The organism is Streptomyces sp. CB02414 (assembly GCF_001905385.1).
Taxonomy (GTDB): Bacteria; Actinomycetota; Actinomycetes; order Streptomycetales; family Streptomycetaceae; genus Streptomyces.
In genome coordinates, this window is the sequence record NZ_LIPF01000011.1 from 225,404 (window position 1) to 249,616 (window position 24,213).

The window sequence follows — 24,213 nt, forward strand, 5'->3', positions numbered from 1 at the left end:
GACCAGCGGATATGCGCGTACCCACCGCGTCCGGGGGGTTGCGGAGGGTACCCGAAACGGATTACGCGCCCGTCGTCAGGATCACGTTGCGCAGCGGCTCCCGGTTCACGAAACGGCTCAACTGGTCCACCAGCAGCCGCTTGGCGCGCGGCAGGAAGGCGGAGGTCGGGCCCCCGGCGTGCGGGCTGACGAGTATGCCGGGAGCATGCCACAGCGGGTGACCGGGCGGCAGCGGTTCGGGGTCGGTCACGTCGAGGGCGGCGGTGATGCGTCCGCTCTCCAGTTCGGTGAGCAACGCCTTCGTGTCGACGACGGGGCCGCGGGCGACGTTGACGAGCAGGGCCCCGTCCTTCATGCGGGCCAGGAACTCCGCGTCGGCCAGCCCGCGGGTCTCCTCGGTGAGCGGTGTGGACAGGACGACGACGTCCGCCTCCGGAAGCAGGGAGGGCAGTGCGGTGAGCGGGTGCACCGGGCCGCGCGCCGTGGTGCGGGCGGAGCGCGCGACGCGCACGACCGGCGCGACCTCGAACGGCACGAGCCGGTCCTCGATCGCGGCGCCGATCGATCCGTACCCGACGATGAGCACCGTGCGGTCGGCGAGCGCGGGCCGGAAGCCGCCCAGCCACGCGCCGCGGTCCTGCGCCCGGACGAAGTCGGGGACGCCGCGCAGGGAGGCGAGGATCAGGGTCAGGGTGAGTTCCGCGGTGCTGGCCTCGTGCACGCCGCGCGCGTTGCACAGCCGGACGCCCGCGGGCAGGTGCCGCAGGCCGGGCTCCACGTGGTCGATGCCGGCGGAGAGGGTCTGGACGACCTGGACGGAGCGCATCTCGGGCAGGGGGCGGGTGCCGATGCCGCTGGGCTTCATGTAGGGGACGACGTAGTACGCGCAGTCGGCCGGGTCGGCGGGGAAGGACTCCTCGCCGTTCCAGTAGCGGTAGGCGGGGCCCTTGGGAAGGCCCTCGATCTCGTCCGGCGGGATGGGCAGCCACACGTCAGCAGTCATGGTCAGGAGGCTATGTCAGGGGCGCGGAAGGGCAGAGGTTAGGTTGGGTGGCCTGACGAGGGAGGGTCACGACCGGTGGAGCGCAGGACGATCGGCGCGACGGCACTCGCGGTGGGGGCCGTCGGACTCGGGTGCATGCCGATGAACTGGGCGTACAGCGCGTCGCGGCAGCGGGGCGAGGAGTCGGTCAGGGCGGTGCACCGGGCCCTCGACCTGGGTGTCTCGCTGCTGGACACGGCGGACATGTACGGCCCGTTCACCAACGAGCTGCTGCTGGGACGGGTGTTGAAGGAGCGGCGGCCGGACGCCTTCGTGTCGACCAAGGTCGGTCTGCTGGTGGGCGACCAGCACATCGTGGCCAACGGCCGCCCCGGCTATGTGAAACGTGCCTGTGACGCGTCCCTGCGCCGGCTCCAGACGGACGTCATCGATCTCTACCAGCTGCACCGTGCCGACCCCGAGGTGCCCGTCGAGGAGACCTGGGGCGCGATGGCGGAGCTGGTGCGGGCCGGGAAGGTGCGGGCGCTCGGGCTCTGCGCGGTCGGCGCGCGGTCGGCCCGGCGGCCGGGGGCGCGGCTGCACGACGCCACGGTCCGGCAGCTGGAGCGGGTGCAGCAGGTGTTCCCGGTGAGCGCGGTCGAGGCCGAGCTGTCGGTGTGGTCGCCGGAGGCGCTGCGGACGCTGCTGCCCTGGTGCGTCTCGCGCGGCGTCGGCTTCCTCGCCGCGATGCCGCTCGGCAACGGCTTCCTGACCGGCACACTGACACCCGGTCAGGGCTTCGAACCGGAGGACCTGCGCGCCCGGCACCCTCGCTTCACCGCCGAGATGATGGCCGCCAACCAGCCGATCGTGGCGGGCCTGCGCCGGATCGCCGCCCGGCACGGCGACTCGGTCACGCCCGCGCAGGTGGCGCTGGCCTGGGTGCTGGCGCAGGGGCCGCACGTGGTGCCGGTGCCGGGTACCAAGCGGGAACGCTGGGTGGGCGAGAACGCGGGGGCGGCCGGCCTGCGGCTGACCGAGGAGGACCTGGCGGAGGTGCGCCGGCTGCCGGCGGCCCAGGGCTCGTGGGAGTGACGCGCGCGATTGCCGGGTTCGGGATCGGGCGATCGGGAACTTGGAGGGCGCGTGCGGTGTATGACAAGGAGAACCCGCCGCGTCGAAGGGATCTGTCGACCATGATCGTGCAACGTCGAGCCGTGTCGGCCGTGTTGGCCGCCGCCGCCCTGCTGCTGACGGCCGGCTGCTCCTCCGACGCCGGGGAGCCGTCGGGCGCGGACGGCTCCACCTCCGCGAGCAGTACGGCGGCCCAGTCGCCGCCCCCGGGGTCGGCCGCCGAACGGACGCCGCCCGCGAAGGGCTCCGTGGAGGTGGTCCGTACGGTCGCCACCGGCCTGAACAGTCCCTGGGGCCTGGCGCCGCTGCCCGGCGGTGGCCTGCTGGTCTCCTCCCGCGACGAGGCCACGATCACGCGGGTCGACGAGAAGACCGGCGAGAAGACGGAGCTGGGCGAGGTGCCCGGGGTGGCCGCGGCCGGCGAGGGCGGTCTGCTCGGCATCGCGCTCTCCCCCGACTACGCCTCGGACCACATGGTCTACGCGTACTTCACCTCGGCCTCGGACAACCGGATCGTGCGCATGCGGTACGACGAGAAGAAGCCGTCCGGTGAGCAGCTGGGGGAGCCGGACACGGTCTTCCGGGGCATCCCCAAGGGAGTGATCCACAACGGCGGGCGGATCGCCTTCGGCCCCGACAGGATGCTCTACGCGGGCACCGGCGAGAGCGGTGAGGAGGGCCTGTCCCAGGACAAGGAGTCCCTCGGTGGCAAGATCCTGCGGATGACGCCGGACGGCGAGCCGGGCCCCGGCAACCCGTTCCCCGACTCGGTCGTGTACTCGTACGGCCACCGGAACGTGCAGGGGCTGGCCTGGGACGACGAGCAGCGGCTGTTCGCCGCGGAGTTCGGGCAGGACACCTGGGACGAGCTGAACGCGATCAAGCCGGGCGACAACTACGGCTGGCCCGAGGCCGAGGGCAGGGGCGGCGGCTCCGGCTTCCACGATCCGCTCGCCCAGTGGAGCACCGACGAGGCCTCCCCCAGCGGTATCGCCTTCGCCGAGGGCTCGGTGTGGATGGCGGGCCTGCGCGGTGAGCGGCTGTGGCGGGTGCCGCTGAAGGGGACGGAGGCGGCGGCCGAACCGCAGGCCTTCCTGGAGGGCGAGTACGGGCGGCTGCGTACGGTCGTCGCGGCGGGCGGCGACCGGCTGTGGCTGGTGACCAGCAACACGGACGGCCGGGGCGACCCGAAGGAGGACGACGACCGGATCCTGGAGCTGCGGGTCAGCTAGGGCCGCTCGGGTGCCGTCGGTCGTCGGCCGCCTCGGCGGGGCGGGGGACGTGGACGACGACCTTGCCCGACGAGAGGTCTATCGGGCCGTGGCCGGGGTCGCCGTCGCCGACGTCCTCGCGGGTCAGTTCCAGTCGGTTCTGCTCGTCGCGGGTGTGCTTGCGGCCGGGGGAGAACAGCTCCTCGAATGCGTTGAACACAAAGCCTCCGTCCGTCGGCGTCCTTTACAGCGTAAGCCTCACTCGGCCGAACCGGACATGAGCGGGTCGGCCGGGAAGAGCGCCAGCCGGTGGGCCACCGCCGCCGCCTCGCCGCGGCCGGACACGCCGAGCTTGGCCAGGATGTTGGAGACGTGGACGCTCGCCGTCTTCGGGGAGATGAAGAGTTCCTCCGCTATCTGGCGGTTGGTGCGGCCGTCGGAGACCAGGCGCAGCACGTCGCGTTCCCGGCTGGTGAGGCCCAGGGCCTCGGCCGGGTCGGCGGGGACGCGCTCGGGTCCGGCGGCGCGGCCCAGGGTGAGGCGGGCGCGCCGGCCGAGCAGGCCGACCGCGTCGGCCAGCGGACGGGCGCCGAGGTGCCGGGCGACGGCGCCGGCCAGGCGGAGCAGCTCCGTGGCGCGGGCGCGGTCGTCCTCGCCGCCGGTGTCCAGGAGGGCGGCGGCGAGCCGGTGCCGGACCCGGGCGAGGTCGTAGGGCCGCTCCAGGCACTCGAAGGCGGTGACCGCCTCCGTCCAGAGCGCCGGGGTGTCCCGGCCCTCGGCCCGGTGGAGTTCGGCGCGGACCCACTTCTCGTGGGCGAGCCAGACCGGTGCGCCGGTGGTGAGCGACTTGGCGGTCCCGGCGAGCCGTTCCAGGGCCTCGGCCCGTCCCTCCTCGGCGGCCGGCAGGTCGCGGGCGTCGGCCTCCGCCTGGGCGGCGAACAGCAGCATCGGCCAGGCGTAGCGCTGGGTGCCGGGCGGCAGGCCCGCGTCCAGGGCCCGGCCGAGTTCGGCGCGGACGTCGGGGAGGCGGCCCTCGGCGGCGGCGATGCCGAGGGCGAGGGCGGCCAGCGGGAGACGGTGCTGCGGCATGGGGTCGTGCGTGCCGTAGGCGGCGCGGGCCTTGGCGAGCAACCGGGCGGCCTCGGCCGTCCCGCCGCGGGCGAGGGCCACGAGTGCGCGCTTGAGGGCGGCGCCGCCGCACGGCGCGGGACCGCGGCCCGGGGCTCCGGCCTTCGCCGCGGCCTCCAGTGCCTCGTCCCAGCGGCCGAGCGAGATCAGCGACTCGGAGAGATTGCCCCACACCCAGGCCTCGGACTCCAGCAGCCCCATCCGCCGGGTGAGCTCGACCCCCTGGCGCAGGATGCCGAGCGCGTCCTCGGAGCGGCCGACGCCCTCCAGGACGGAGGGCAGGTTGACGTGACTGCGAGCCACCACGGCGGAGCGTCCCTGTGCCACCACCAGGTCTCTGACCTGGTACATCTCCGTCAGCCCCGCGTCGATGTGGCCCGCGTCGACCATCAGGCCGCCCAGGGTGAGCCGGGCGTTGAGCTCGATGTCGTCGGCGCCGACCATGCGCGCGTACTCGACGGCACGCTCGGCGGCGACGACCGCGTCCGGGCCCGGGTCGTGGAGCATCGACCAGTTGGCGGCCATGGCCAGCACCTCGGCGTGCACCTGGGAGGGCGGCAGGCCGCGGACCAGTTCCTGGGCGATGCCGAGCTCCCGCCAGCCGTCGCCGCGGCCCTGCGCCTGCACCAGCAGGGAGCGCTGCGTCCAGAACCAGGCGGCGCGCTGCGGGTCCCGGCCGCTCGCGGGTATCCCCGCACCCGCCTCCTGCTCCTCCTCCAGCAGGCGCAACGCCCGCTTGGTGATCTTCAGGGCGCGTTCCCGCTCCCCGCACAGCCGTCCGGCGACGGCGGCCTCCGCCATGAGGTCCAGGTAGCGCAAGGGGGCGGTCTCGGGGTCGCAGCCGCAGGGCGGGTAGACCTCGGTGTAGTCGACGGGGCGCAGGGTGGCGCGGACGTCGTCCGGCACGGCGTCCCACAGCTCCATCGCGCGTTCCAGGAGCCTCAGTTGCTCGGAGTAGGCGTGGCGGCGGCGGGCCTCGACGGAGGCGTCCAGCACGGCGGGCAGGGCCCTGGCGGGGTCGTGGGCGTGGTACCAGTAGCTGGCCAGGCGCATCACGCGCTCGGCGGCGGGCACCAGCGTGGGGTCGGCGTCCAGCGCCTCGGCGTAGCGGCGGTTGAGGCGGGAGCGCTCGCCGGGGAGCAGGTCGTCGGCTACGGCCTCGCGGACCAGGGAGTGCCGGAAGCGGTAGCCGTCGCCGTCGGGCGCGGGCAGCAGGATGTTGGCGCCGACGGCGGCGCGCAGCGCCTCGATGAGGTCGTCCTCGGCGAGTGAGGCGACGGCGGCGAGCAGCCGGTACTCGACGGTGGAGCCGCCCTCGGCGACGGTCCGGGCGACCCGCTGGGCGCTCTCGGACAGGGCCTCGACGCGGACCAGGAGCAGGTCGCGCAGGGAGTCGGTGAGGCCGGTGCAGCAGCCCTCGTGGGCGGCGACGGCCAGTTCCTCGACGAAGAAGGCGTTGCCGTCGGAGCGTTCGAAGATCTCGTCGACCTGGAGCGGGTCGGGTTCGTACGCGAGGATGCCGGCGATCTGCCGTCCCACCTCGTCGCGGGTGAAGCGGCCCAGCTCGATGCGGCGGACGGTGCGCAGCCGGTCGAGTTCGGCGAGCAGGGGGCGCAGCGGGTGGCGGCGGTGGATGTCGTCGGAGCGGTAGGTGGCCAGGACGACGAGGCGGCCGGTGCGCAAGGTGCGGACGAGGTAGGCGATCAGGTGGCGGGTGGAGGCGTCGGCCCAGTGCAGGTCCTCCAGGACGAGGACGACGGTGTGCCGGGCGGCCACGCGCTCCAGCAGGCGTGCGGTGAGCTCGAAGAGCCGGGCCATGCTCTCCTCGTCGTGCCGGCCGCCGCCGGTGACCGGGGTGCCCTCGCCCAGTTCGGGCAGCATCCTGGCCAGTTCCTCCTCCTGTCCGGCGGCGGCGTCCGCCAGTTCCCCGGGCAGTTGGCGGCGCAGGGAGCGCAGGGCGGTGGAGAAGGGCGCGAAGGGCAGTCCGTCGGCGCCTATCTCGACGCAGCCGCCCAGCGCGACGACGGCGCCCTGCCGGCGTGCGGCGTCGGCGAACTCCTCGACGAGGCGGGTCTTGCCGACGCCTGCCTCGCCCCCGAGCAGCAGCGCCTGCGGCTCGGCGGAGGCGGCGCGGCCGAGCGCGTCGTGCAAGGTGGCCAGTTCACCGGCGCGGCCGACGAACACGGGACTGACGGACCTGGTCTCCACGGAAGCGAGCATCGCACGCGGGTCCGACAGCGGCGCAGCTGTTTTCGGCAGGTGGACGGCGGGCGGTACGGCGACGGGGAGGGCGGCCGTGCGGCCGCCCTCCCCGTTTCCCCCGTTCACGCCACCCGGGCGAACCGGTGCCTGCGCGGGCGCGCGCTATGGCTCTCCTCCGGCGCGGCCGCGCGGCGGGCGTCCCGGCGGGCGGCGCGACGGGCGCGGACGGCCTCGCGGGCCAGCCGCTCCTGGTCGGCGCGGCGGATCAGTTCGGTGGCGCGGGTCTGCTGGATCTCGTACTCGAACACGGTGTGTCTCCTGGAGTGAGGCCGGTTGCTGCTTCGCTCTCTGCGATGCCTCAACCTTCGTCTCCCAGGGGGGTCCGCCACATCGGGTAAGTTCCGCATCTTCGGCACCGGGCGGGGCCTTAGACGTGCGTGAGGGGTCTTAGGGCGTGCGCCCGGGGCGCGTGGATGCCCTAAGACCCCTGCGGAAGGCCTGGTCAGCCGGTGGACGGCAGACCGAGCAGGATGTCCGTGTACTTCAGGACCGCGAGCAGCAGGCCGATGACGCCGAGGGCGACGCCCGCCCAGGCGACCGACTTGATCCACGGGGCCTGCGGGCGGCCGGGCGCGCCGAACGCGGGGCGGGCCAGCACCACGACGCCGACGATCAGCGCGACCAGGGCGAACGCGCCGCCCCACAGCGCGGTGGCGTGCCAGGCGTCGCCGTAGCCCTTCTCGATGAGGCTGCCGACGTTCGACGACGAGGACGTCTCCAGCTGGCCGATCAGCGACTGGCGCGCGGAGGCCACGGTGCCGACCCAGCTGCCGGTCAGCGAGACGATGCCCAGCCCGGCGGAGACGACGGCACCGGCGCCCTGGCCGACGCCGGTGGCGCCCTCGGTCGCGGGGGCGGCGAAGTCGGCGCCGTCAGCGGCCTCGTCGTCCGGCGTGGTGTCGTCCGGCGTGGCGTCCGCGCCTTCCGCCTTCTCGACCTCGGTGGTCTCGGGAGCCTCCGCCGCCTCGTCCGTCTTGTGCTCGTCGGTCTTCACGCCGGTCTCGTCCACTGTCTTCGTTCCCATGTCTCGCACCGTACGGACGCTGTCTGAGAGGTCCCTTAATGATCCTTTTGAGCGGCACGCGCGCGTGCCTCACGCGCCGCACGCCACTCGGGCGCGAGCACCGCCCACACCTCGATGTCCTGGCGGACACCCCGGTGCAGGGAGCTTTCGCGCAGCACGCCCTCACGCATCATGCCGAGTCGCCGGGCGGCGTTGACACTCGGGGTGTTGGCGGACGACGCGTGCCACTCCACACGGTGCATGCCGCGCTCGTCGAACGCCCAGTCGATCAGGACCCGGGCACCACGGGTGACCAGGCCCCGGCCCGTTCCGGCGGGCTCCAGCCAGCAGCCGATCTCGCAGACTCCGGTGGCGGCGTCGAAGACCCGGAAGAGCAGTCCGCCGACGAGTTTGCCGTCCAGCCACAGTCCGTGCAGGAAGCCGCTGTCGGCGGCGTGCCGGTCGGCGTAGGCCTGGAGGATCTCCCGGGCCAAGGCCACGTCGGTGGCCTTGGCGCCGAACGGAATGTGCTGGGTGATGAACTCCCTGCCCCGCTCCAGGTGGGCCAGGAACTCCTCGGCGTGCCAGGTCTCCAGGGGACGCAGTTCGGCTCCGTCGTCACCCAGTGGTATCGCGTACATCCCGGTGTCGCTCCTCCTCCGCAAGGACGTCCGCCACCTCGGCGTCCGTCGCCGCGGCCAGCCTCTCATGGGCGACGCGGCACTCGGGCGGCTCGATGCTGATCCGGGGCAGGAGCTTGTCCAGGCGGCGCGGCAGCCACCAGTTGGCGCCGCCGAGCAGGTGCATCAGGGCGGGCACCAGGAGGGTGCGCAGGACGAAGGCGTCCAGGGCGACGGCTGCGGCGAGGGCGATGCCGAACATGGCGATGACCCGGTCGCCGCTGAGGACGAAGGCGAGGAACACCGAGATCATGATGACCGCCGCCGAGTTGATCACCCGGCTGGTCTCGGCGAGGCCGACCCGGACCGCGCGGCGGTTGTCGCCGGTCTCCAGCCACTCCTCGTACATCCGGCTGACCAGGAAGACCTGGTAGTCCATGGAGAGGCCGAACAGTACCGACACCATGATCACGGGGAGGAAGGGTTCGATCGGGCCGGCGCTGCCCAGGCCCAGCTGCTCGCTCCCCCAGCCCCACTGGAAGATCGCCACGACGACGCCGAAGGACGCGGCGACGGCGGCGACGTTCATCGCGGCGGCCTTGACCGGGATGCCGATCGAGCGGAAGGCCAGCAGGAGCAGCAGGCAGCCGAGGCCCACGACCACGCCGACGAAGAGGGGCAGCTTGCCGACGATGACGTCGGCGAAGTCGTCGTAGCCGGCCGTCACCCCGCCGACGTACACGTCGAGGGCGGTGCCCGCCTCGGCGCGGGGCAGCACCTCGGAGCGCAGCCGCTCGACGAGCTCGCTGGTCTCCGGCGACTGCGGGGAGGACTCGGGGACGACCGTGAGGTACGCGGTGTCGCCGCCCGAGTTGTAGGCCACCGGGGTCACCGAGGAGACGCCCTCGGTGGTGCGGAGGTCGGCGTCGAGGTTGTCCAGGGCGAGCCGGTCCTCGGCGCCGCCGACCTCGGTGACCAGGGTGAGGGGGCCGTTGACGCCGGGGCCGAAGCCCTCGGCGAGGAGGTCGTAGGCCTGGCGGGTGGTGCTGCCCTTGGGGTCGTTGCCCTGGTCGGAGGTGCCCAGGCGCAGGCCGAGGGTCGGCAGGGCGAGGACGGTGATGACGACGAGCGCGAGGGCGCCGAGCAGCTTGGGGTGGCGCTCCACGAACGCCGACCAGCGGGCGGCGAAGCCGGTCGGCAGCTCGGGCTCGGGCCCGTGCTCCGCGAGCCGGCGCCGCTCGCGCCGGCTCAGGGCGCGCGGTCCGATGTATGACAGCAGTGCGGGCAGCAGCGTCACAGAGGCGGCGACGGTGAGGACGACGGTGAGCGAGGCGGCGATGGCCACGCCGTTGAGGAAGCTGAGCCGGAGGATCAGCATGCCCAGCAGCGCGATGCAAACGGTGGCACCCGCGAACGCGACCGCCCGTCCGGTGGTCGCGACGGCGTTCTCGGCGGCCTCGGCGACACTGAGCCCCCGCTTCAGTCCGCGCCGGTGTCTGGTGACGATGAAGAGCGCGTAGTCGATGCCGACGCCGAGCCCGATGAGGGTGCCCAGCATGGGCGCGAAGTCGGCGACGGTCATGGCGTGGCCGAGCAGGGTGATGCCGGCGTAGGCGGTGCCGACGGAGACCAGCGCGGTGGCGATGGGCAGCAGGGAGGCGGCCAGGGAGCCGAAGGCGAGGAAGAGGACGACGGCGGCGACGGCCACGCCGACGACCTCGGCGAGGTGGCCGTCCGGCGCCTCGGTCACCGCGACGGCGCTGCCGCCCAGCTCGACCTGGAGCCCGTCAGTCTCGGCCGCCTTCGCGGTGTCGACCACGGCCCGCGCCTCGGCCGGGTCGATGTCCTGGGAGGCGTCCTCGAAGGTGACCGAGGCGTACGCCGTGTGGGCGTTCTCGCTGATCTGCGGCGAGTCGGCGTCGTCGTAGGGGTTGGTCACCGAGGCAACGCCGGGAAGGTCCGCGATGCGGTCCAGGGTGCGGTTCATCGTCTGTTCGACGCCGGTGGCGCGCACGGTGTCGGTCGTCGTGTGCCAGACGATCGTGTCGCTGTCGCCGCCGAGGCCGGGGAAGCCGGAGGTGAGCAGCCGGGAGGCACGGTCGGAGTCGGTGCCGGGCACGCCGTAGTCGTTGGAGTACGCCGCCCCCGCGACACCGGCGGCCGCGGCGACCCCGCCGAAGGCGAGGAGCCAGAGCAGGACGGTGACGAGACGACGTCGAACACACCAGCGTGCGAGGGCTGCCACGAACGTGCTCCCAGGTGTCTGATTGTGGATCTTTGGCCGGGAACAGTCGTCCTTGGTGTGAACGGCCCGCAAAGAACGCATGAGCAATGCAAAGTCACTCTTGCAGGCGGAAGTGATCGTTTGCGGACTTAGTGGGCTTATTCACAACAACGGCCCCGGGGAACTCGTCGTGGTGACGCGTTCCCCGGGGCCGTCGGCGCCTGGCGGCGCGGGTGCCTGGGAGGGCTCAGCCTTCGGACACGCCCAGCTTCTCCAGGATCAGCTCCTTGACGCGGGCCGCGTCCGCCTGCCCCCGGGTCGCCTTCATGACCGCGCCGACCAGGGCGCCGGCCGCGGCCACCTTGCCGCCGCGGATCTTGTCGGCGATGGCCGGGTTGCCGGCGATGGCCTCGTCGACGGCGGTGGTGAGCGCGCCCTCGTCGGAGACGACCTTCAGGCCGCGCTGGTCGACGACCTCGTCCGGCGTGCCCTCACCGGCGAGGACGCCCAGGATGACCTGGCGGGCCAGCTTGTCGTTCAGCTCGCCCTTGGTCACCAGCTCGGCGACCCGGGCGACCTGGACCGGCGTGATCGCCAGCTCGTCGAGCGCCTTGCCCGACTCGTTGGCGCTGCGGGCCAGCTCGCCCATCCACCACTTGCGGGCGGAGGCCGCGTCGGCACCGGCGTCGATCGTGGCGACGATCGGGTCCAGCGCGCCGGCGTTGAGGATGGACTGCATGTCGTTGCCGGAGATGCCCCACTCCTCGCGGAGCCGGTTGCGGCGCACCAGCGGCAGCTCGGGCAGGGCGGAACGGATCTCCTCGACCCACTCGCGCGAGGGGGCCACCGGCACCAGGTCGGGCTCCGGGAAGTACCGGTAGTCCTCCGCCTCCTCCTTCACGCGGCCGGAGGTCGTGGACCCCGTGTCCTCGTGGAAGTGGCGGGTCTCCTGGATGATCGTGCCGCCGTCGTTCAGCACGGCGGCGTGGCGCTGGATCTCGAAGCGGGCGGCGCGCTCGACGGAGCGCAGCGAGTTGACGTTCTTGGTCTCGCTGCGGGTGCCGAACTTCTCCCGGCCGTGCGGGCGCAGCGACAGGTTCACGTCGCAGCGCATCTGGCCCATCTCCATGCGGGCCTCGGACACGCCGAGGGCACGGATGAGTTCGCGCAGCTCACGGACGTACGCCCGGGCGACCTCGGGGGCCCGCTCGCCCGCTCCCTCGATCGGCTTGGTGACGATCTCGATGAGCGGGATGCCGGCACGGTTGTAGTCGAGGAGGGAGTGCGAGGCGCCGTGGATACGGCCCGTCGCGCCACCGACGTGCGTCGACTTGCCGGTGTCCTCCTCCATGTGGGCGCGCTCGATCTGGACGCGGAAGGTCTCCCCGTCCTCCAGCTGCACGTCGAGGTAGCCGTCGAAGGCGATCGGCTCGTCGTACTGGGAGGTCTGGAAGTTCTTCGGCATGTCCGGATAGAAGTAGTTCTTCCGGGCGAAGCGGCACCACTCGGCGATCTCGCAGTTCAGCGCGAGACCGATCTTGATCGCCGACTCGACGCCGGTCGCGTTGACGACCGGGAGCGCGCCGGGCATGCCGAGGCAGACGGGGCAGGTCTGGGTGTTCGGGTCGGCGCCGAGGGCGGTCGAACAGCCGCAGAACATCTTGGTCTTGGTGCCGAGTTCGACATGGACCTCGAGGCCCATGACGGGGTCGTACGACGCCAGCGCGTCCTCGTACGACACCAGGTCGGTCGTGGTGGTCACGGTGTAACTTCCCTCTCAGCCCAGCAGGACGTCGTCGTCGCCCAGGCGCTTCAGCTCGCGGTAGAGCAGGGCGAGGCCGGTGACGACGCCGGCCGCGGTGACGACGGCGTCGGCGAGGCGCAGCGTGTCGTTCTCCACGCGGGCCTTCTTGATCTGCTTGGCGACGCCGATCGCGCCGAACGCGGTGGCGGCCATGGACATGTACGTACCGGACTTGGACTTCTTGAAGCCCTTGGCCTTGGACAGTGCGCTCACAGCGACGGTGCCTCCTCGATCAGCGGGTGGCCCCACTTTTCCACGAAGGCGGCCTCGACGGCGGCGCCGACCTTGTAGAGCCGGTCGTCCTTCATGGCGGGGGCGATGATCTGCAGACCCACCGGCAGGTTGTCCTCCGGCGCGAGGCCGCAGGGCAGCGACATGGCCGCGTTGCCCGCCAGGTTGGTGGGGATGGTGCACAGGTCGGCCAGGTACATCGCCATCGGGTCGTCGGCGCGCTCGCCGATCGCGAAGGCGGTGGTCGGGGTCGTCGGGGAGACGATCACGTCGACCTGTTCGAAGGCCCGCTCGAACTCCTGCTTGATGAGGGTGCGGACCTTCTGGGCGCTGCCGTAGTACGCGTCGTAGTAGCCGCTCGACAGGGCGTACGTGCCGAGCATGACGCGGCGCTTGACCTCGGGGCCGAAGCCGGCCTCGCGGGTCAGGGAGGTGACCTCCTCGGCGGAGTGCGTGCCGTCGTCGCCGGTACGGAGGCCGTAGCGCAGGCCGTCGAAGCGGGCGAGGTTGGAGGAGCACTCGGAGGGGGCGATCAGGTAGTACGCGGAGAGCGCGAGGTCGAAGGACGGGCAGTCCAGTTCGACGACCTCGGCGCCCAGCTCCTTCAGGAGCTCGACGGACTCGTCGAAGCGCTGGACGACACCGGCCTGGTAGCCCTCGCCGCGGAACTGCTTGACGACGCCGACGCGCATGCCCCGCACGCTGCCGTTGCGGGCCGCCTCGACGACCGCGGGGACCGGCGCGTCGATCGACGTGGAGTCCATCGGGTCGTGCCCGGCGATCACCTCGTGCAGCAGGGCCGCGTCCAGGACCGTGCGGGCGCAGGGGCCGCCCTGGTCGAGGGAGGAGGAGAAGGCCACCATGCCGTAGCGGGAGACGCCGCCGTACGTCGGCTTGACGCCGACCGTGCCGGTGACGGCCGCGGGCTGGCGGATGGAGCCGCCGGTGTCGGTACCGATCGCGAGCGGCGCCTGGAAGGCGGCGAGGGCGGCGGAGGAGCCGCCGCCGGAACCGCCGGGGATCTTGGTGAGGTCCCACGGGTTGCCGGTCGGGCCGTACGCGCTGTTCTCCGTCGAGGACCCCATGGCGAACTCGTCCATGTTGGTCTTGCCGAGGATGACGACGTCGGCGGCCTTGAGGCGCTTGGTGACAGTCGCGTCGTACGGCGGGAGCCAGCCCTCGAGGATCTTGGAGCCGACGGTGGTCGGGATGCCCTCGGTGGTGAAGATGTCCTTCAGCGCGAGGGGGACGCCGGCCAGCGGGCCGAGCTTCTCGCCGCGCTCGCGCTTGGCGTCCACGGCGCGGGCCTGGGCCAGGGCGCCCTCGCGGTCGACGTGCAGGAAGGCGTGCACCTTCTCGTCGACGGCCTCGATACGGGCCAGGTGGGCCTCGGTGACCTCGACCGCGGTCAGCTCGCCGGAGGCGATCTTCGCGGCGATCTCGGCCGCGGTGAGCTTGATGATGTCGCTCATGGCGGTTACTCCTCCCCCAGGATCTGCGGCACCTTGAAACGCTGCTGCTCCTGGGCCGGGGCGCCGGAGAGCGCCTGCTCGGGCGTGAGCGACGGACGGACCTCGTCCGGCCGCATGACGTTCGTCAGCGGGAGCGGGTGCGAGGTCGGCGGTACGTCTTGGTCGGCGACCTCACTGACGCGGGCGACCGCGCCGATGATGTCGTCCAGCTGTCCCGCGAAGTGCTCGAGCTCTTCGGGCTTCAGCTCCAGACGCGCCAGCCGGGCGAGGTGGGCGACCTCCTCGCGCGTGATGCCAGGCATGCAGCGTTCCTCTGGGGTGAGTGTGTGGTTGGGGCAAATCGGCTTTGGCAAGTCGGTTTGGCCCAATCCTATGGGGCGCCGCCCCGTGCCCGTGAAACGGTTTCCCCCACCACCCGCTCAGGCACGTCGCGCGTCCCGGGTCCCGCGCGGGCGCCGGGGCACACGCGAGGACGGAAGGCCACGCGCGGCGAGCGCCGCGGGCTGCCGTGCTCCGGGCGCCCCGGAGCCGGCGCGGAACGTCAGCCGACCCGGCCAGGGTCGTCCCCCGCTGCGGCGGGGAGCGCGGCGGCCGGGCGTTGCCAGCCGCGGGCGCCGCGGGCCAGCAGCCAGGCGGTGGTCTCCTCCGGCGGCATCGCGGCGGCGACCAGCCAGCCCTGTACGGCGTCGCAGCCGAGGTCGCGCAGGCGTTCCCAGGTCTCGTCGTCCTCCACGCCCTCGGCGACGACCAGCAGGCCGAGGGAGTGCGCGAGGTCGACGGTGCAGCGCACGATCTCGGCGTCCTCGGCGTCGACGGCCAGCCGGGCCACGAAGGAACGGTCGATCTTCAGCTCGCTGACCGGCAGACGGCGCAGGTGGACGAGGGAGGAGTAACCGGTGCCGAAGTCGTCCAGCGACATCTTGACGCCGTGCCCGGTCAGGGCGTTGAGGGTGTCTGCGGCGCGCTGCGGGTCCTCCAGGAGGACGTGCTCGGTGATCTCCAGTTGGAGCGCTCCCGCCGGGACGCCGTGCCGGGCCAGCCGGGCGGCGACCGAGCCGGCGAAGCCGGGGGTGTGCACGTCGCGCGGGGAGACGTTGACCGCGACGGGCACGAACAGACCCTGGGAGCGCCAGTGGGCGACCTGTTCGAGCGCCGTCTCCAGTACGTACTCGGTGAGATGGGGCATCAGCCCGGACGACTCCGCGATCGCTATGAACTCGTCCGGCGGCACCTTGCCCCGCTCCGGGTGCACCCACCGCACCAGCGCCTCCAGGCCGGCCACGTGTCCGTCGAAGCGGACCTTGGGCTGGTAGTGCAGCTGCACCTCGTGGGCGTCCAGGGCGCGGCGCAGGTCGCCGAGGAGGCCGAGCCGGTCCGGGGTGTTGGAGTCCCGCTTGGACTCGTAGACCTCCACGCCCGTGCGGTCCCGCTTCGCCTGGTACATCGCCACGTCCGCGCGGCGCAGCAGCCCCTCGGCGTCCAGCGCGTGGTCGGGGAAGACGGCGACACCGGCGCTGGCCTCCAGGACGAGGGTGAGCCCGTCCAGGTCCATCGGGGAGCTGAGCGCGCCGACCAGCCCCCGGGCGATCCGGGTCGCCGACGTGGTCGAGTCGGCGACGGGCAGTAAGACGGCGAACTCGTCGCCGCCGAGCCGCGCGGCCTCCGCCCCGCGCGGCAGGGCCTGCCGCAGCCGGTCGGCGGTCTGCAGCAGCAGCCGGTCGCCGGCGAGGTGTCCGAGGGTGTCGTTGACCGAGCGGAAGCGGTCGAGGTCGATCAGCATCAGGGCGGCGCGGGCGCCGATGCGCTCGGCGTCGTCCAGTGCGGTCCAGGTTCGCTCCAGCAGCCACTGCCGGTTGGGCAGGCCGGTGAGCGGGTCGCGCAGCTGCTCCTCGGCGCGGGCGCGGGCGATCCACAGGGTGTAGTCGAGCGCGATCAGCGGGATGGCGAACAGCGGCAGCAGCAGCGGCTTGGCGTCGGCCACCACGCAGACCAGCGGGGCGATGCCGAGCAGGGCCACGGCGACCAGGCCCTGTCTGACCAGGGCGGTGCGGGCGACGGTGGGCAGACCGGCCCGCGGCGTCTGCAGGTACCACAGCAGGGCTCGGGTGACGGCGAGGTAGGCGACGGCGACGAGCACCACCTTGGGCGCCGCGTACACCCCCCAGGTGTTCGGGTCCCAGGGTTCCTCCACGGACGGGACGGAGCCGCAGACACCGAGCAGCATCGCCCCCGCGGCGATACCGAGGATGTCCACCGCGCCGTGCAGGACGCCGTGCCGCCAGCGCCCCCGCCGGGCTATGCCGACCAGGACGACGACGGTGAGGCTGACCATGCCGGCCGGAACCCAGCCGTACAGCAGCAGGACGGCGAGGGTGAGGGCGGCGCCGGAACCGGTGCCGCCCCACCAGCGGGAGCGGCCGAGCATGACCAGGTGGCCGACGACGATGCCGGTCAGCACGGCCAGCGCCCAGCCGGCGGTGCCGGACGGGAAGAGCGCGTGGCCGCCGGTGAACGCCCGGTAGAAACCGGCGCCCAGCACGAAGGCGGCGGCCGCGACGACCGCCGAGGGCAACGCGGGCCAGGACAGGTGCCGTTCGCCGCCGTCCGGGTCGGGGCCGGTGAGCGGCGGGGCGGAGCCGGGGCCGTGGCCGGGGTTCAGGGACGCCGGGCCGTGGCCGTCGGACGACCACGCCCGGCCGTGGCCGGGCGACGACGGCGCGGAGGCACGGGCGTCCCCCGCGGGGCGGGGTGCCCCACCGCCTCGCTGCCCGAACCACCGGCTCACGGGCCCCGCGCCCACCATGCGGCGCAGGCGCAGCCGTGAGCCCTCGGCGGCGCTCTCGGTCGGTTCCATTCCCGTCCCTCTCACAGCCGGCGGTGCCCACGCCACGCGGCCCCCGCCTCGACCACCCTCAACGGCTCCGCGTTGGAAAACCCTTCCCCTGCCCCTCAGGAGCAGGGGAATGCCCCGACCGCAGCTGGGCACGGCGGGCGCACACCTCAACAGTAGGCCGCGGAAGGCTTCCAGGGGCACCGGTCGTCGACGGTTGCCCGAATGCGACCCGGCCTCCCGTATGCATCTGGTATGCGCCGATCGGGTGGCCTTCAACCGCTATTCCTCGGCCGAAAGCGCGACTTCGGCCGCCGCTTCGGGTCCCTGCTCCAGCAGGACGGTGAAACCGTCCTCGTTCAGAACCGGCACCTTCGCTTGCATGGCCTTGTCGTACTTGGACCCTGGATTGTCACCGACCACCACGAACGAGGTCTTCTTGGAGACCGATCCGGTCACCTTGGCGCCTCTGCTCTGCAGGGCGTCCTTCGCTCCGTCCCGGGTGAAGTTCTCCAGGGTGCCGGTGACGACGACGGTCAGTCCCTCCAGCGGGCGCGGGCCCTCGTCCTCGCCGGTCGACTGCTCCTCCAGCGGAACTCCGGCCGCCTTCCACTTGCGGACGATCTCGCGGTGCCAGTCCTCGGCGAACCACTCCTTGACCGCGGCGGCGATGGTGCCGCCCACTCCGTCCGCGAGCGCCAGCTCCTCCTCGGTGGCCTGCTCGATCCGGTCGATGGAGCGGAACTCCCGGGCCAGCGCCTGGGCGGCGACCGGACCCACGTACCGGATGGAGAGGCCGTTGATGAAGCGGGCCAGCGGACGGGTCTTGGCCTCCTCGATGTACTTGAGCAGGGCGAGGGTGTTCTTCTTCGGCTCGCCCTCCTTGTTGGCGAAGACCGTGGCGATCTTCTCCTCGCCTGTCTTGGGGTCGCGCTTGGGCAGTCCGCTGTCCGGGTCGAGGACGTACGCCTTGATGGGCAGCAGTTTCTCGACGGTGAGGTCGAAGAGGTCGCCCTCGTCCACCAGCGGCGGGTCGGCCGGCTCCAGCGGCCCGGTCAGCGCGGCCGCCACGACACCGCCGAAGTGTTCGATGTCCAGGCACGCACGGCCGGCGAGGTAGGCGACGCGCTCGCGCAACTGCGCCGGACAGGTACGGGCGTTGGGGCAGCGGAGGTCGATGTCGCCCTCCTTCATGGCCCGCAGCGGCGTCCCGCACTCGGGGCACTCGGCCGGCATCACGAACTCCCGCTCGCTGCCGTCCCGCAGGTCGGCGACCGGGCCGAGGATCTCCGGGATGACGTCACCGGCCTTGCGCAGCACCACGGTGTCGCCGATGAGGACGCCCTTGGCCTTGACGACCTCCTGGTTGTGCAGCGTGGCGAACTCCACCTCGCTGCCGGCCACGGTGACCGGTTCGACCTGCGCGTACGGGGTGACGCGGCCGGTGCGGCCCACACCGACCTTGATGTCGACGAGCTTGGTGTTGACCTCCTCCGGCGCGTACTTGTACGCGATGGCCCAGCGGGGCGCGCGGGCCGTGGAGCCGAGGCGTCCCTGGAGGCGGATCTCGTCGAGCTTGACGACGACGCCGTCGATCTCGTGGGCCACGGAGTGCCGGTTCTCGCCGTAGTACGCGATGAACTCGCGTACGCCGTCGAGGCCGTCGACCACCCTGTTGTGCGGGGAGGTGGGCAGGCCCCAGGTCTTGAGCAGGTCGTAGGCCTGGGAGAGGCGGGTCATGCCCTTGAAGCCCTCCAGGACGCCGATGCCGTGGACCACCATGTGCAGCGGGCGGGTGGCGGTGACGCGGGGGTCCTTCTGGCGCAGTGAACCGGCGGCCGCGTTGCGCGGGTTGGCGAAGGGCTTGTCCCCCGCCTCGTTCAACCGGGCGTTGAGCTCCTGGAACTTCTCCATCGGGAAGTAGACCTCGCCGCGGATCTCCACGAGGTCGGGGACCTCGTCGCCCTTCAGGCGCTCCGGGATCTCGGCGATGGTGCGGACGTTGGGGGTGATGTCCTCGCCGGTGCGGCCGTCGCCGCGGGTGGCGGCGCGGACGAGGCGGCCGCGCTCGTAGGTGAGGTTGACGGCGAGTCCGTCCACCTTCAGCTCGCACAGGAAGTGGTACTCCTGCTCGCCCAGCTCCTTGGCGATGCGCTCGGTCCAGGCGGCCATCTCCTCGTCGTTGAAGGTGTTGTCGAGGGAGAGCATGCGGGAGCGGTGCTCGACGGCCGTGAACTCCGTCTCGTAGGACCCGGCGACCTTCTGGGTCGGCGAGTCCGGGGTGCGCAGCTCCGGGTACCGCTCCTCCAGCTCCTCCAGGGATCGCAGCAGCCGGTCGAAGTCCGCGTCGCTGACGACGGGGGCGTCGTTCACGTAGTACCGGAAGCGGTGCTCCTCGATCTGCTCAGCGAGCTGCACGTGCTTCTCGCGCGCCTCGGCGGGCACGTTCGTCGTCTCCGCTTGCTTGTCGCCGGCCACCGTGTTGTCCTCCCGTTACTCTGGGTTGTCCGCGAGGGATCTCGCCGCCCGGACGCAGTGAGCGAGGGCCCGGCGGGCGTACTCGGGGGACGCGCCCGCGAGTCCGCACGACGGCGTGACGGTGACCGCCTCCGCGAGAAGCCCCGGATGCAGCCCCAGCCTGCGCCACAGCGTTCTGACACCCATGACGCTACCGGCAGGGTCTGACAATGCGGTGTCCGTGCCCGGGATGACACCGGCGAACAGGCGGGTACCGCCCTCGACCGCCTCGCCGATCGCCTCGTCGTCACGCTCGGTGAGGAGCGAGAAGTCGAAGGAGACGCCGGCGACGCCCGCCCGGCGCAGCAGGGCGAAGGGCACGTCGGGGGCGCAGGAGTGGACGACGACCGGGCCGTCGGCGTGGACGGCGACGAGGTCGCGGAGAGCGGATTCGACGGCCTGCCGGTCGACGGCGCGGTGGGTGCGGTAGCCGCTGGCGGTGCGCACCCGGCCGCGCAGCACGGCGGTGAGGGACGGCTCGTCGAGCTGGAGGACGACGCGGGCGCCGGGCACTCTGCGCCGTACCTCCGCCAGGTGGAGGCGCAGGCCCTCGGCGAGCGAGGCGGCGAGGTCGCGGCAGGCGCCGGCGTCGGAGAGGACGGCCTCGCCGTTGCGCAGTTCCAGGGCGGCGGCGAGGGTCCAGGGGCCGACGGCCTGGACCTTGAGCGGGCCCTCGTAGCCCTGGGTGAACTCCTCCAGGGCGTCGAGGTCCTCCCCGAGCCAGGAGCGGGCCCGTTTGGTGTCCCGGCCGGGGTGGTCCCCGAGGCGCCAGCCGCTGGGCTCCACGCGCGCGTACAGCTCGACGAGCAGGCCGGCGGTGCGGCCGATCATGTCGGCGCCGGGGCCGCGGGCGGGCAGTTCGGGGAGGAAGGGGAAGGCCTCGAAGGTGCCGGTGCTGGTTTTCGCGGCCTCGCGGGCGTCCTGGCCCGGCAGGGAGCCGATGCCGGTGGCGGGGCCGAAGCGCGGATTGTCGTTCACAGGGGGAAGCGTACGCAGGGTGGTGGGAGGGGGTTTCGCCCCCGCCGCCCCTGCCCTTCCCGTCCCCGGGGGCTGCGCCCCCGGACCCCCGCTTCGGCCTGGACGGCCTCGTCCTCAAACGCCGGACGGGCTGGAAGACCGGTACTTACCGTCCCGGGCGCACCGTCAGGTCGTTGACCTCCGCGTCCCTCGGGAGGTCCAGGGCCATGAGGATGGTCGTGGCGACCGACTCGGGGTCGATCCACCGCGCCGGGTCGTACTCCTTGCCCTCCTGCCGGTGGACCTTGGCCTGCATGGGGCTGGCGGTGCGGCCGGGGTAGACGGAGGTGACGCGGACGCCGTTGGCGTGCTCCTCGTGGCGGAGGGAGTCGGCGAGGGCCTTCAGGCCGTGCTTGGAGGCGGCGTACGCGGACCAGCCGGCGTGGGCGTTGAGGCCGGAACCGGAGTTCACGAACAGCACGTGGCCCTGGGCGACGCGGAGCTGGGGCAGGAAGAGGCGGGTCAGCTCGGCGGGGGCGACCAGGTTGACGTTGAGCTGGCCCCGCCAGGTCTTCGGGGTGAGGTCGCCCACCGGGCCGAGGTCGACGACGCCGGCGATGTGCAGCAGGGAGTCCACGCGGTCGGGCAGCGTCTGGTGGGAGAAGGCCCAGGAGAGCTTGTCCGGGTCCGCCAGGTCGCCGACCAGCGTCCTCGCACCGGGGAGCGCCGCCGCCAGTTCCTTCGCGCGGCCCGCGTCGCGCGCGTGGAGCACGATCTCGTCGCCGCGTTCGTGCAGGCGGCGGGCGACGGCCGCGCCGATGCCGGAGCCCGCTCCGGTGATCACATGTGTAGCCATGCCCGCCATGCTCGCATCACCGGCGCCTCACTCGATGCCCTGGCTCTCCTCCAGGTAGGCGAGCGCGCCGACCGGCTCCTCGGCGAAGAACACCAGCTCGGTGAGGGAGCGGGGCAGGAAGCCCTCGTCCTCCATGCGGCGGAACTGCTCCTTGAGGCCGTCGTAGAAGCCCGCCGTGTTGAGCAGGACGACGGGCTTGTCGGTGTGCCCGTGCTTCTTCAGCTCCAGGATCTCGGTGGCCTCGTCCAGCGTGCCGGTGCCGCCCACCATGATCACTACGGCGTCGGCCTTCTCCAGCAGCAGTCGCTTGCGCTCGGCGAGGTCCGGCGCGATCACCATCTCGTCGGCGCCCTCGCGCGCCTTGGCCGCCAGGAAGTCGACCGAGACCCCGAGCAGGCGTCCCCCGGCCTCCTGCACCCCGTCGGCGACGACCTTCATCAGACCGACGTCGGAGCCGCCCCAGACGAGGGTGTGACCGCCCTTGCCCAGCAGTTCGGCGAACTCCCGCGCGGGGCGCGTGTAGCGCTCGTCGAGGTCGGCGGCGGAGAGGAAGACGCAGATGTTCATGGCCTCCACCGTACGGCCCGGCCCGGAGGGGAAGAACCCGGCCTCCGGGCACGCTGTAGTGACGGACACCACTGCCACCAGGAGGACGACGTGACCAAGGGACTCAAGGGACACCGCATCACCGTCGAGCCGAGCGACCGGCACGTGCGCGTGGTGCACGGCGACCGGGTGCTGGCGGAGAGCGACGCGGCGCTGGTGCTGCACGAGACGGGCTGTCCCGACCGGTACTACATCCCGGCCGGCGACGTGCGGACCGACCTGCTGACGCCGTCCGCCACGACCACCCACTGCCCCTTCAAGGGGGACGCGTCCTACTGGTCGCTGCCGGACGCGTCGGACCTGGTCTGGGCGTATCCGGACCCGAAGCCGGAGGTTGCGGAGATCAAGGACCACCTCTGTTTCTACGACGTCGAGGTGTCCTGAACGATGAATCGCCCGCCGTGCGGCAGTCTGCACAGGCATGGAGAAGACGACTGTTTCACGTGACGGCACCCGGATCGCCTACGAACGCTCAGGGCGGGGGCCGGCGGTCGTGCTCGTCAGCGGCGCCATGTCGACGGGCGCCACGATGGCGCCGCTGGCCGCCGGGCTGGCGGGGCGTCTCGACGTCACCGTGTACGACCGCCGGGGGCGCGGCGCGAGCGGCGACACCGCGCCCTACGCGGTGGAACGCGAGATCGAGGACCTGGCGGCGCTGATCGAGGCGGTGGGCGGCGAGGCGTCGTTGTACGGCATGTCGTCGGGCGGCGCGCTGGCGCTCCGGGCGGCGGCGAGCGGGCTCCCGGTGCGCCGGGTCGCGGTGTACGAGGTGCCGTACGCCATGGACGACGCCGCAGCGCGGGCCGCGGCCGAGTACACCGAACGGCTCACCGAGACGCTCGGGCAGGGGCGGCGCGGGGACGCGGTGGAGCTGTTCCTGCGCCACACCGGGTTGGGTGAGGAGATGATCCGGGGTGCCCGGCAGTCTCCCATGTGGGCGGGGATGGAGTCGGTGGCGCCGAGCCTGGCGTACGACGACGCCGCGATGGGCGACAGCCGGGTACCGCGTGCCGCGATCGCCTCGATCGGCGCACCTGTGCTGGCCCTCGCGGGCGGCGCGAGCGACGCGTGGTGGCACGACGCGGCACGCGCGATCGCCGAGGCGGCCGCGGACGGCACGTACGGCACCGTCGAGGGGCAGACCCACATGGTGGAGCCGGGCATGCTCGCGCCGGTGCTGACGGAGTTCTTCGGGCGGTGACACCGGACGGACATCGGGGTCCGCCCGGTGCCGCCCGCGCTCAGGCCGCGCCCGCCCGCGCGCGCGTGGTGGACGCGATCGTCGCCGACCCCACCACGCGCGTGCCGTCGTACAGCACGATCGCCTGGCCGGGGGCGACGCCGCGCACGGGCTCCGTGAACGTCACCTCCAGGGCGCCGTCGACCGGTTCCGCGCGCACCTCGGTCTCGCCGCCGTGGGCGCGGAGCTGGGCGGTGTAGGTGCCGGGGCCGATGGGGGCGGCGCCGCACCAGCGGGGCTTGATCGCGCGCAGGGCGTCGACGTCCAGGGCCTCGGCGGGGCCGACGGTGACGGTGTTGTCCACCGGGGAGATGTCCAGGACGTAGCGGGGCTTGCCGTCGGGGGCGGGGGTGCCGATCCTCAGGCCCTTGCGCTGGCCGATGGTGTAGCCGTAGGCGCCCTCGTGGGTGCCGAGCCGGTTGCCCGCCTCGTCGACGATGTCGCCCTCGGCCTTGCCCAGCCGGCCCGCCAGGAAGCCCTGGGTGTCACCGTCGGCGATGAAGCAGATGTCGTGCGAGTCGGGCTTCTTGGCGACGGCCAGGCCCCTGCGCTCGGCCTCCGCGCGGATCTCGTCCTTGGTGGTGACCGTGTCGCCGAGGGGGAACATCGCGTGGGCGAGCTGGCGGTCGTCCAGCACGCCGAGGACGTAGCTCTGGTCCTTGGCCATGTCGGAGGCGCGGTGCAGCTCGCGGGTGCCGTCCTCGCGGAGGATCACCTGGGCGTAGTGGCCGGTGCAGACGGCGTCGAAGCCGAGCGCCAGCGCCTTGTCGAGCAGCGCGGCGAACTTGATCTTCTCGTTGCAGCGCAGGCACGGGTTCGGGGTGCGGCCGGCCTCGTACTCGGCGACGAAGTCCTCGACCACGTCCTCCCGGAAGCGGTCGGCGAGGTCCCACACGTAGAAGGGGATGCCGATGACGTCCGCGGCGCGGCGGGCGTCCCGCGAGTCCTCGATGGTGCAACAGCCCCGCGCGCCGGTGCGGAAGGACTGCGGGTTCGCGGAGAGCGCGAGGTGGACGCCGGTCACGTCGTGCCCCGCCTCGGCGGCGCGGGCGGCGGCGACGGCGGAGTCGACTCCGCCCGACATGGCGGCGAGGACGCGGAGGGGACGGGTGCGCTGCGGGGTGTCAGTCATAACC

Annotated in this window: 21 protein-coding genes; 4 read left to right on the forward strand and 17 right to left on the reverse strand. The window is 72.7% G+C overall.

Features of this window, described 5'->3' with window-relative positions; translation table 11 throughout:
• Nucleotides 1-61 precede the first annotated feature (61 nt).
• Nucleotides 62-1,003: a 2-hydroxyacid dehydrogenase gene (locus tag AMK11_RS32235; protein ID WP_073731649.1), complete on the reverse strand. Its 942-nt coding sequence runs from the start codon at nt 1,001-1,003 to the stop codon at nt 62-64.
• A gap of 75 nt (nt 1,004-1,078) precedes the next feature.
• On the opposite strand from AMK11_RS32235, the gene AMK11_RS32240 reads away from it, so the two are divergent.
• A complete protein-coding gene (locus AMK11_RS32240; protein WP_073731650.1) occupies nt 1,079-2,077 on the forward strand; it encodes an aldo/keto reductase in 999 nt (332 codons plus the stop codon).
• Between the two features lie 101 nt (nt 2,078-2,178).
• Nucleotides 2,179-3,348: a PQQ-dependent sugar dehydrogenase gene (locus tag AMK11_RS32245; RefSeq protein ID WP_079187826.1), complete on the forward strand. Its 1,170-nt coding sequence runs from the start codon at nt 2,179-2,181 to the stop codon at nt 3,346-3,348.
• Here AMK11_RS32245 and AMK11_RS32250 read toward each other — a convergent pair.
• From AMK11_RS32250 to AMK11_RS32320, 15 genes are all read right to left on the reverse strand, one after another.
• On the reverse strand, nt 3,341-3,547 hold the full coding sequence (locus tag AMK11_RS32250) for a DUF6191 domain-containing protein (RefSeq protein ID WP_073731651.1): 207 nt from the start codon (nt 3,545-3,547) through the stop codon (nt 3,341-3,343). The genes AMK11_RS32245 and AMK11_RS32250 overlap by 8 nt on opposite strands.
• A gap of 38 nt (nt 3,548-3,585) precedes the next feature.
• Entirely contained in the window at nt 3,586-6,675 is a 3,090-nt protein-coding gene (locus AMK11_RS32255; RefSeq protein WP_073731652.1) for a helix-turn-helix transcriptional regulator, read from the reverse strand.
• Between the two features lie 104 nt (nt 6,676-6,779).
• Complete coding sequence (locus AMK11_RS32260) at nt 6,780-6,965, reverse strand: hypothetical protein (RefSeq protein ID WP_073731653.1); 186 nt, start codon at nt 6,963-6,965, stop codon at nt 6,780-6,782.
• 194 nt (nt 6,966-7,159) lie between these two features.
• On the reverse strand, nt 7,160-7,741 hold the full coding sequence (locus AMK11_RS32265; RefSeq protein ID WP_073731654.1) for a hypothetical protein: 582 nt from the start codon (nt 7,739-7,741) through the stop codon (nt 7,160-7,162).
• A 35-nt stretch (nt 7,742-7,776) separates the two neighbouring features.
• Nucleotides 7,777-8,361: a GNAT family N-acetyltransferase gene (locus AMK11_RS32270; RefSeq protein WP_073731655.1), complete on the reverse strand. Its 585-nt coding sequence runs from the start codon at nt 8,359-8,361 to the stop codon at nt 7,777-7,779.
• Nucleotides 8,339-10,585 carry an MMPL family transporter gene (locus AMK11_RS32275; RefSeq protein WP_073731656.1) on the reverse strand — a complete coding sequence of 749 codons (2,247 nt, stop codon included), beginning with the start codon at nt 10,583-10,585 and terminating at the stop codon, nt 8,339-8,341. The genes AMK11_RS32270 and AMK11_RS32275 overlap by 23 nt, the downstream gene beginning before the upstream one ends.
• Nucleotides 10,586-10,811: 226 nt before the next feature.
• Complete coding sequence (gatB, locus tag AMK11_RS32280; protein ID WP_073731657.1) at nt 10,812-12,326, reverse strand: Asp-tRNA(Asn)/Glu-tRNA(Gln) amidotransferase subunit GatB; 1,515 nt, start codon at nt 12,324-12,326, stop codon at nt 10,812-10,814.
• A 15-nt stretch (nt 12,327-12,341) separates the two neighbouring features.
• A complete protein-coding gene (locus AMK11_RS32285; protein ID WP_073731658.1) occupies nt 12,342-12,581 on the reverse strand; it encodes a hypothetical protein in 240 nt (79 codons plus the stop codon).
• Complete coding sequence (gene gatA / locus AMK11_RS32290) at nt 12,578-14,071, reverse strand: Asp-tRNA(Asn)/Glu-tRNA(Gln) amidotransferase subunit GatA (protein WP_073731659.1); 1,494 nt, start codon at nt 14,069-14,071, stop codon at nt 12,578-12,580. Before gatA ends, AMK11_RS32285 begins: the two co-directional genes overlap by 4 nt.
• Before the next feature lie 5 nt (nt 14,072-14,076).
• Entirely contained in the window at nt 14,077-14,373 is a 297-nt protein-coding gene (gene gatC, locus AMK11_RS32295) for an Asp-tRNA(Asn)/Glu-tRNA(Gln) amidotransferase subunit GatC (protein WP_003973500.1), read from the reverse strand.
• A gap of 239 nt (nt 14,374-14,612) precedes the next feature.
• A complete protein-coding gene (locus AMK11_RS32300; RefSeq protein ID WP_073731660.1) occupies nt 14,613-16,925 on the reverse strand; it encodes a putative bifunctional diguanylate cyclase/phosphodiesterase in 2,313 nt (770 codons plus the stop codon).
• A 258-nt stretch (nt 16,926-17,183) separates the two neighbouring features.
• Nucleotides 17,184-19,379, reverse strand: a complete 2,196-nt coding sequence (ligA, locus tag AMK11_RS32305) for an NAD-dependent DNA ligase LigA (protein ID WP_073731661.1) — start codon at nt 19,377-19,379, stop codon at nt 17,184-17,186.
• 15 nt (nt 19,380-19,394) lie between these two features.
• Nucleotides 19,395-20,396 carry a methionine synthase gene (locus AMK11_RS32310; RefSeq protein WP_073731662.1) on the reverse strand — a complete coding sequence of 334 codons (1,002 nt, stop codon included), beginning with the start codon at nt 20,394-20,396 and terminating at the stop codon, nt 19,395-19,397.
• 145 nt (nt 20,397-20,541) lie between these two features.
• Nucleotides 20,542-21,231, reverse strand: a complete 690-nt coding sequence (locus AMK11_RS32315; protein ID WP_198941510.1) for an SDR family oxidoreductase — start codon at nt 21,229-21,231, stop codon at nt 20,542-20,544.
• A 27-nt stretch (nt 21,232-21,258) separates the two neighbouring features.
• Nucleotides 21,259-21,798 (reverse strand): TIGR00730 family Rossman fold protein, encoded by a 540-nt coding sequence (locus AMK11_RS32320; protein WP_073731699.1) that lies wholly within the window; start codon nt 21,796-21,798, stop codon nt 21,259-21,261.
• Between the two features lie 90 nt (nt 21,799-21,888).
• Between AMK11_RS32320 and AMK11_RS32325 the strand changes: the two genes are divergently transcribed.
• Nucleotides 21,889-22,221: a DUF427 domain-containing protein gene (locus AMK11_RS32325; RefSeq protein ID WP_073731664.1), complete on the forward strand. Its 333-nt coding sequence runs from the start codon at nt 21,889-21,891 to the stop codon at nt 22,219-22,221.
• A 37-nt stretch (nt 22,222-22,258) separates the two neighbouring features.
• Nucleotides 22,259-23,038 (forward strand): alpha/beta fold hydrolase, encoded by a 780-nt coding sequence (locus tag AMK11_RS32330; protein WP_073731665.1) that lies wholly within the window; start codon nt 22,259-22,261, stop codon nt 23,036-23,038.
• 40 nt (nt 23,039-23,078) lie between these two features.
• Here AMK11_RS32330 and mnmA read toward each other — a convergent pair whose 3' ends face one another.
• A complete protein-coding gene (gene mnmA / locus AMK11_RS32335) occupies nt 23,079-24,209 on the reverse strand; it encodes a tRNA 2-thiouridine(34) synthase MnmA (RefSeq protein ID WP_073731666.1) in 1,131 nt (376 codons plus the stop codon).
• Nucleotides 24,210-24,213 lie beyond the last annotated feature (4 nt).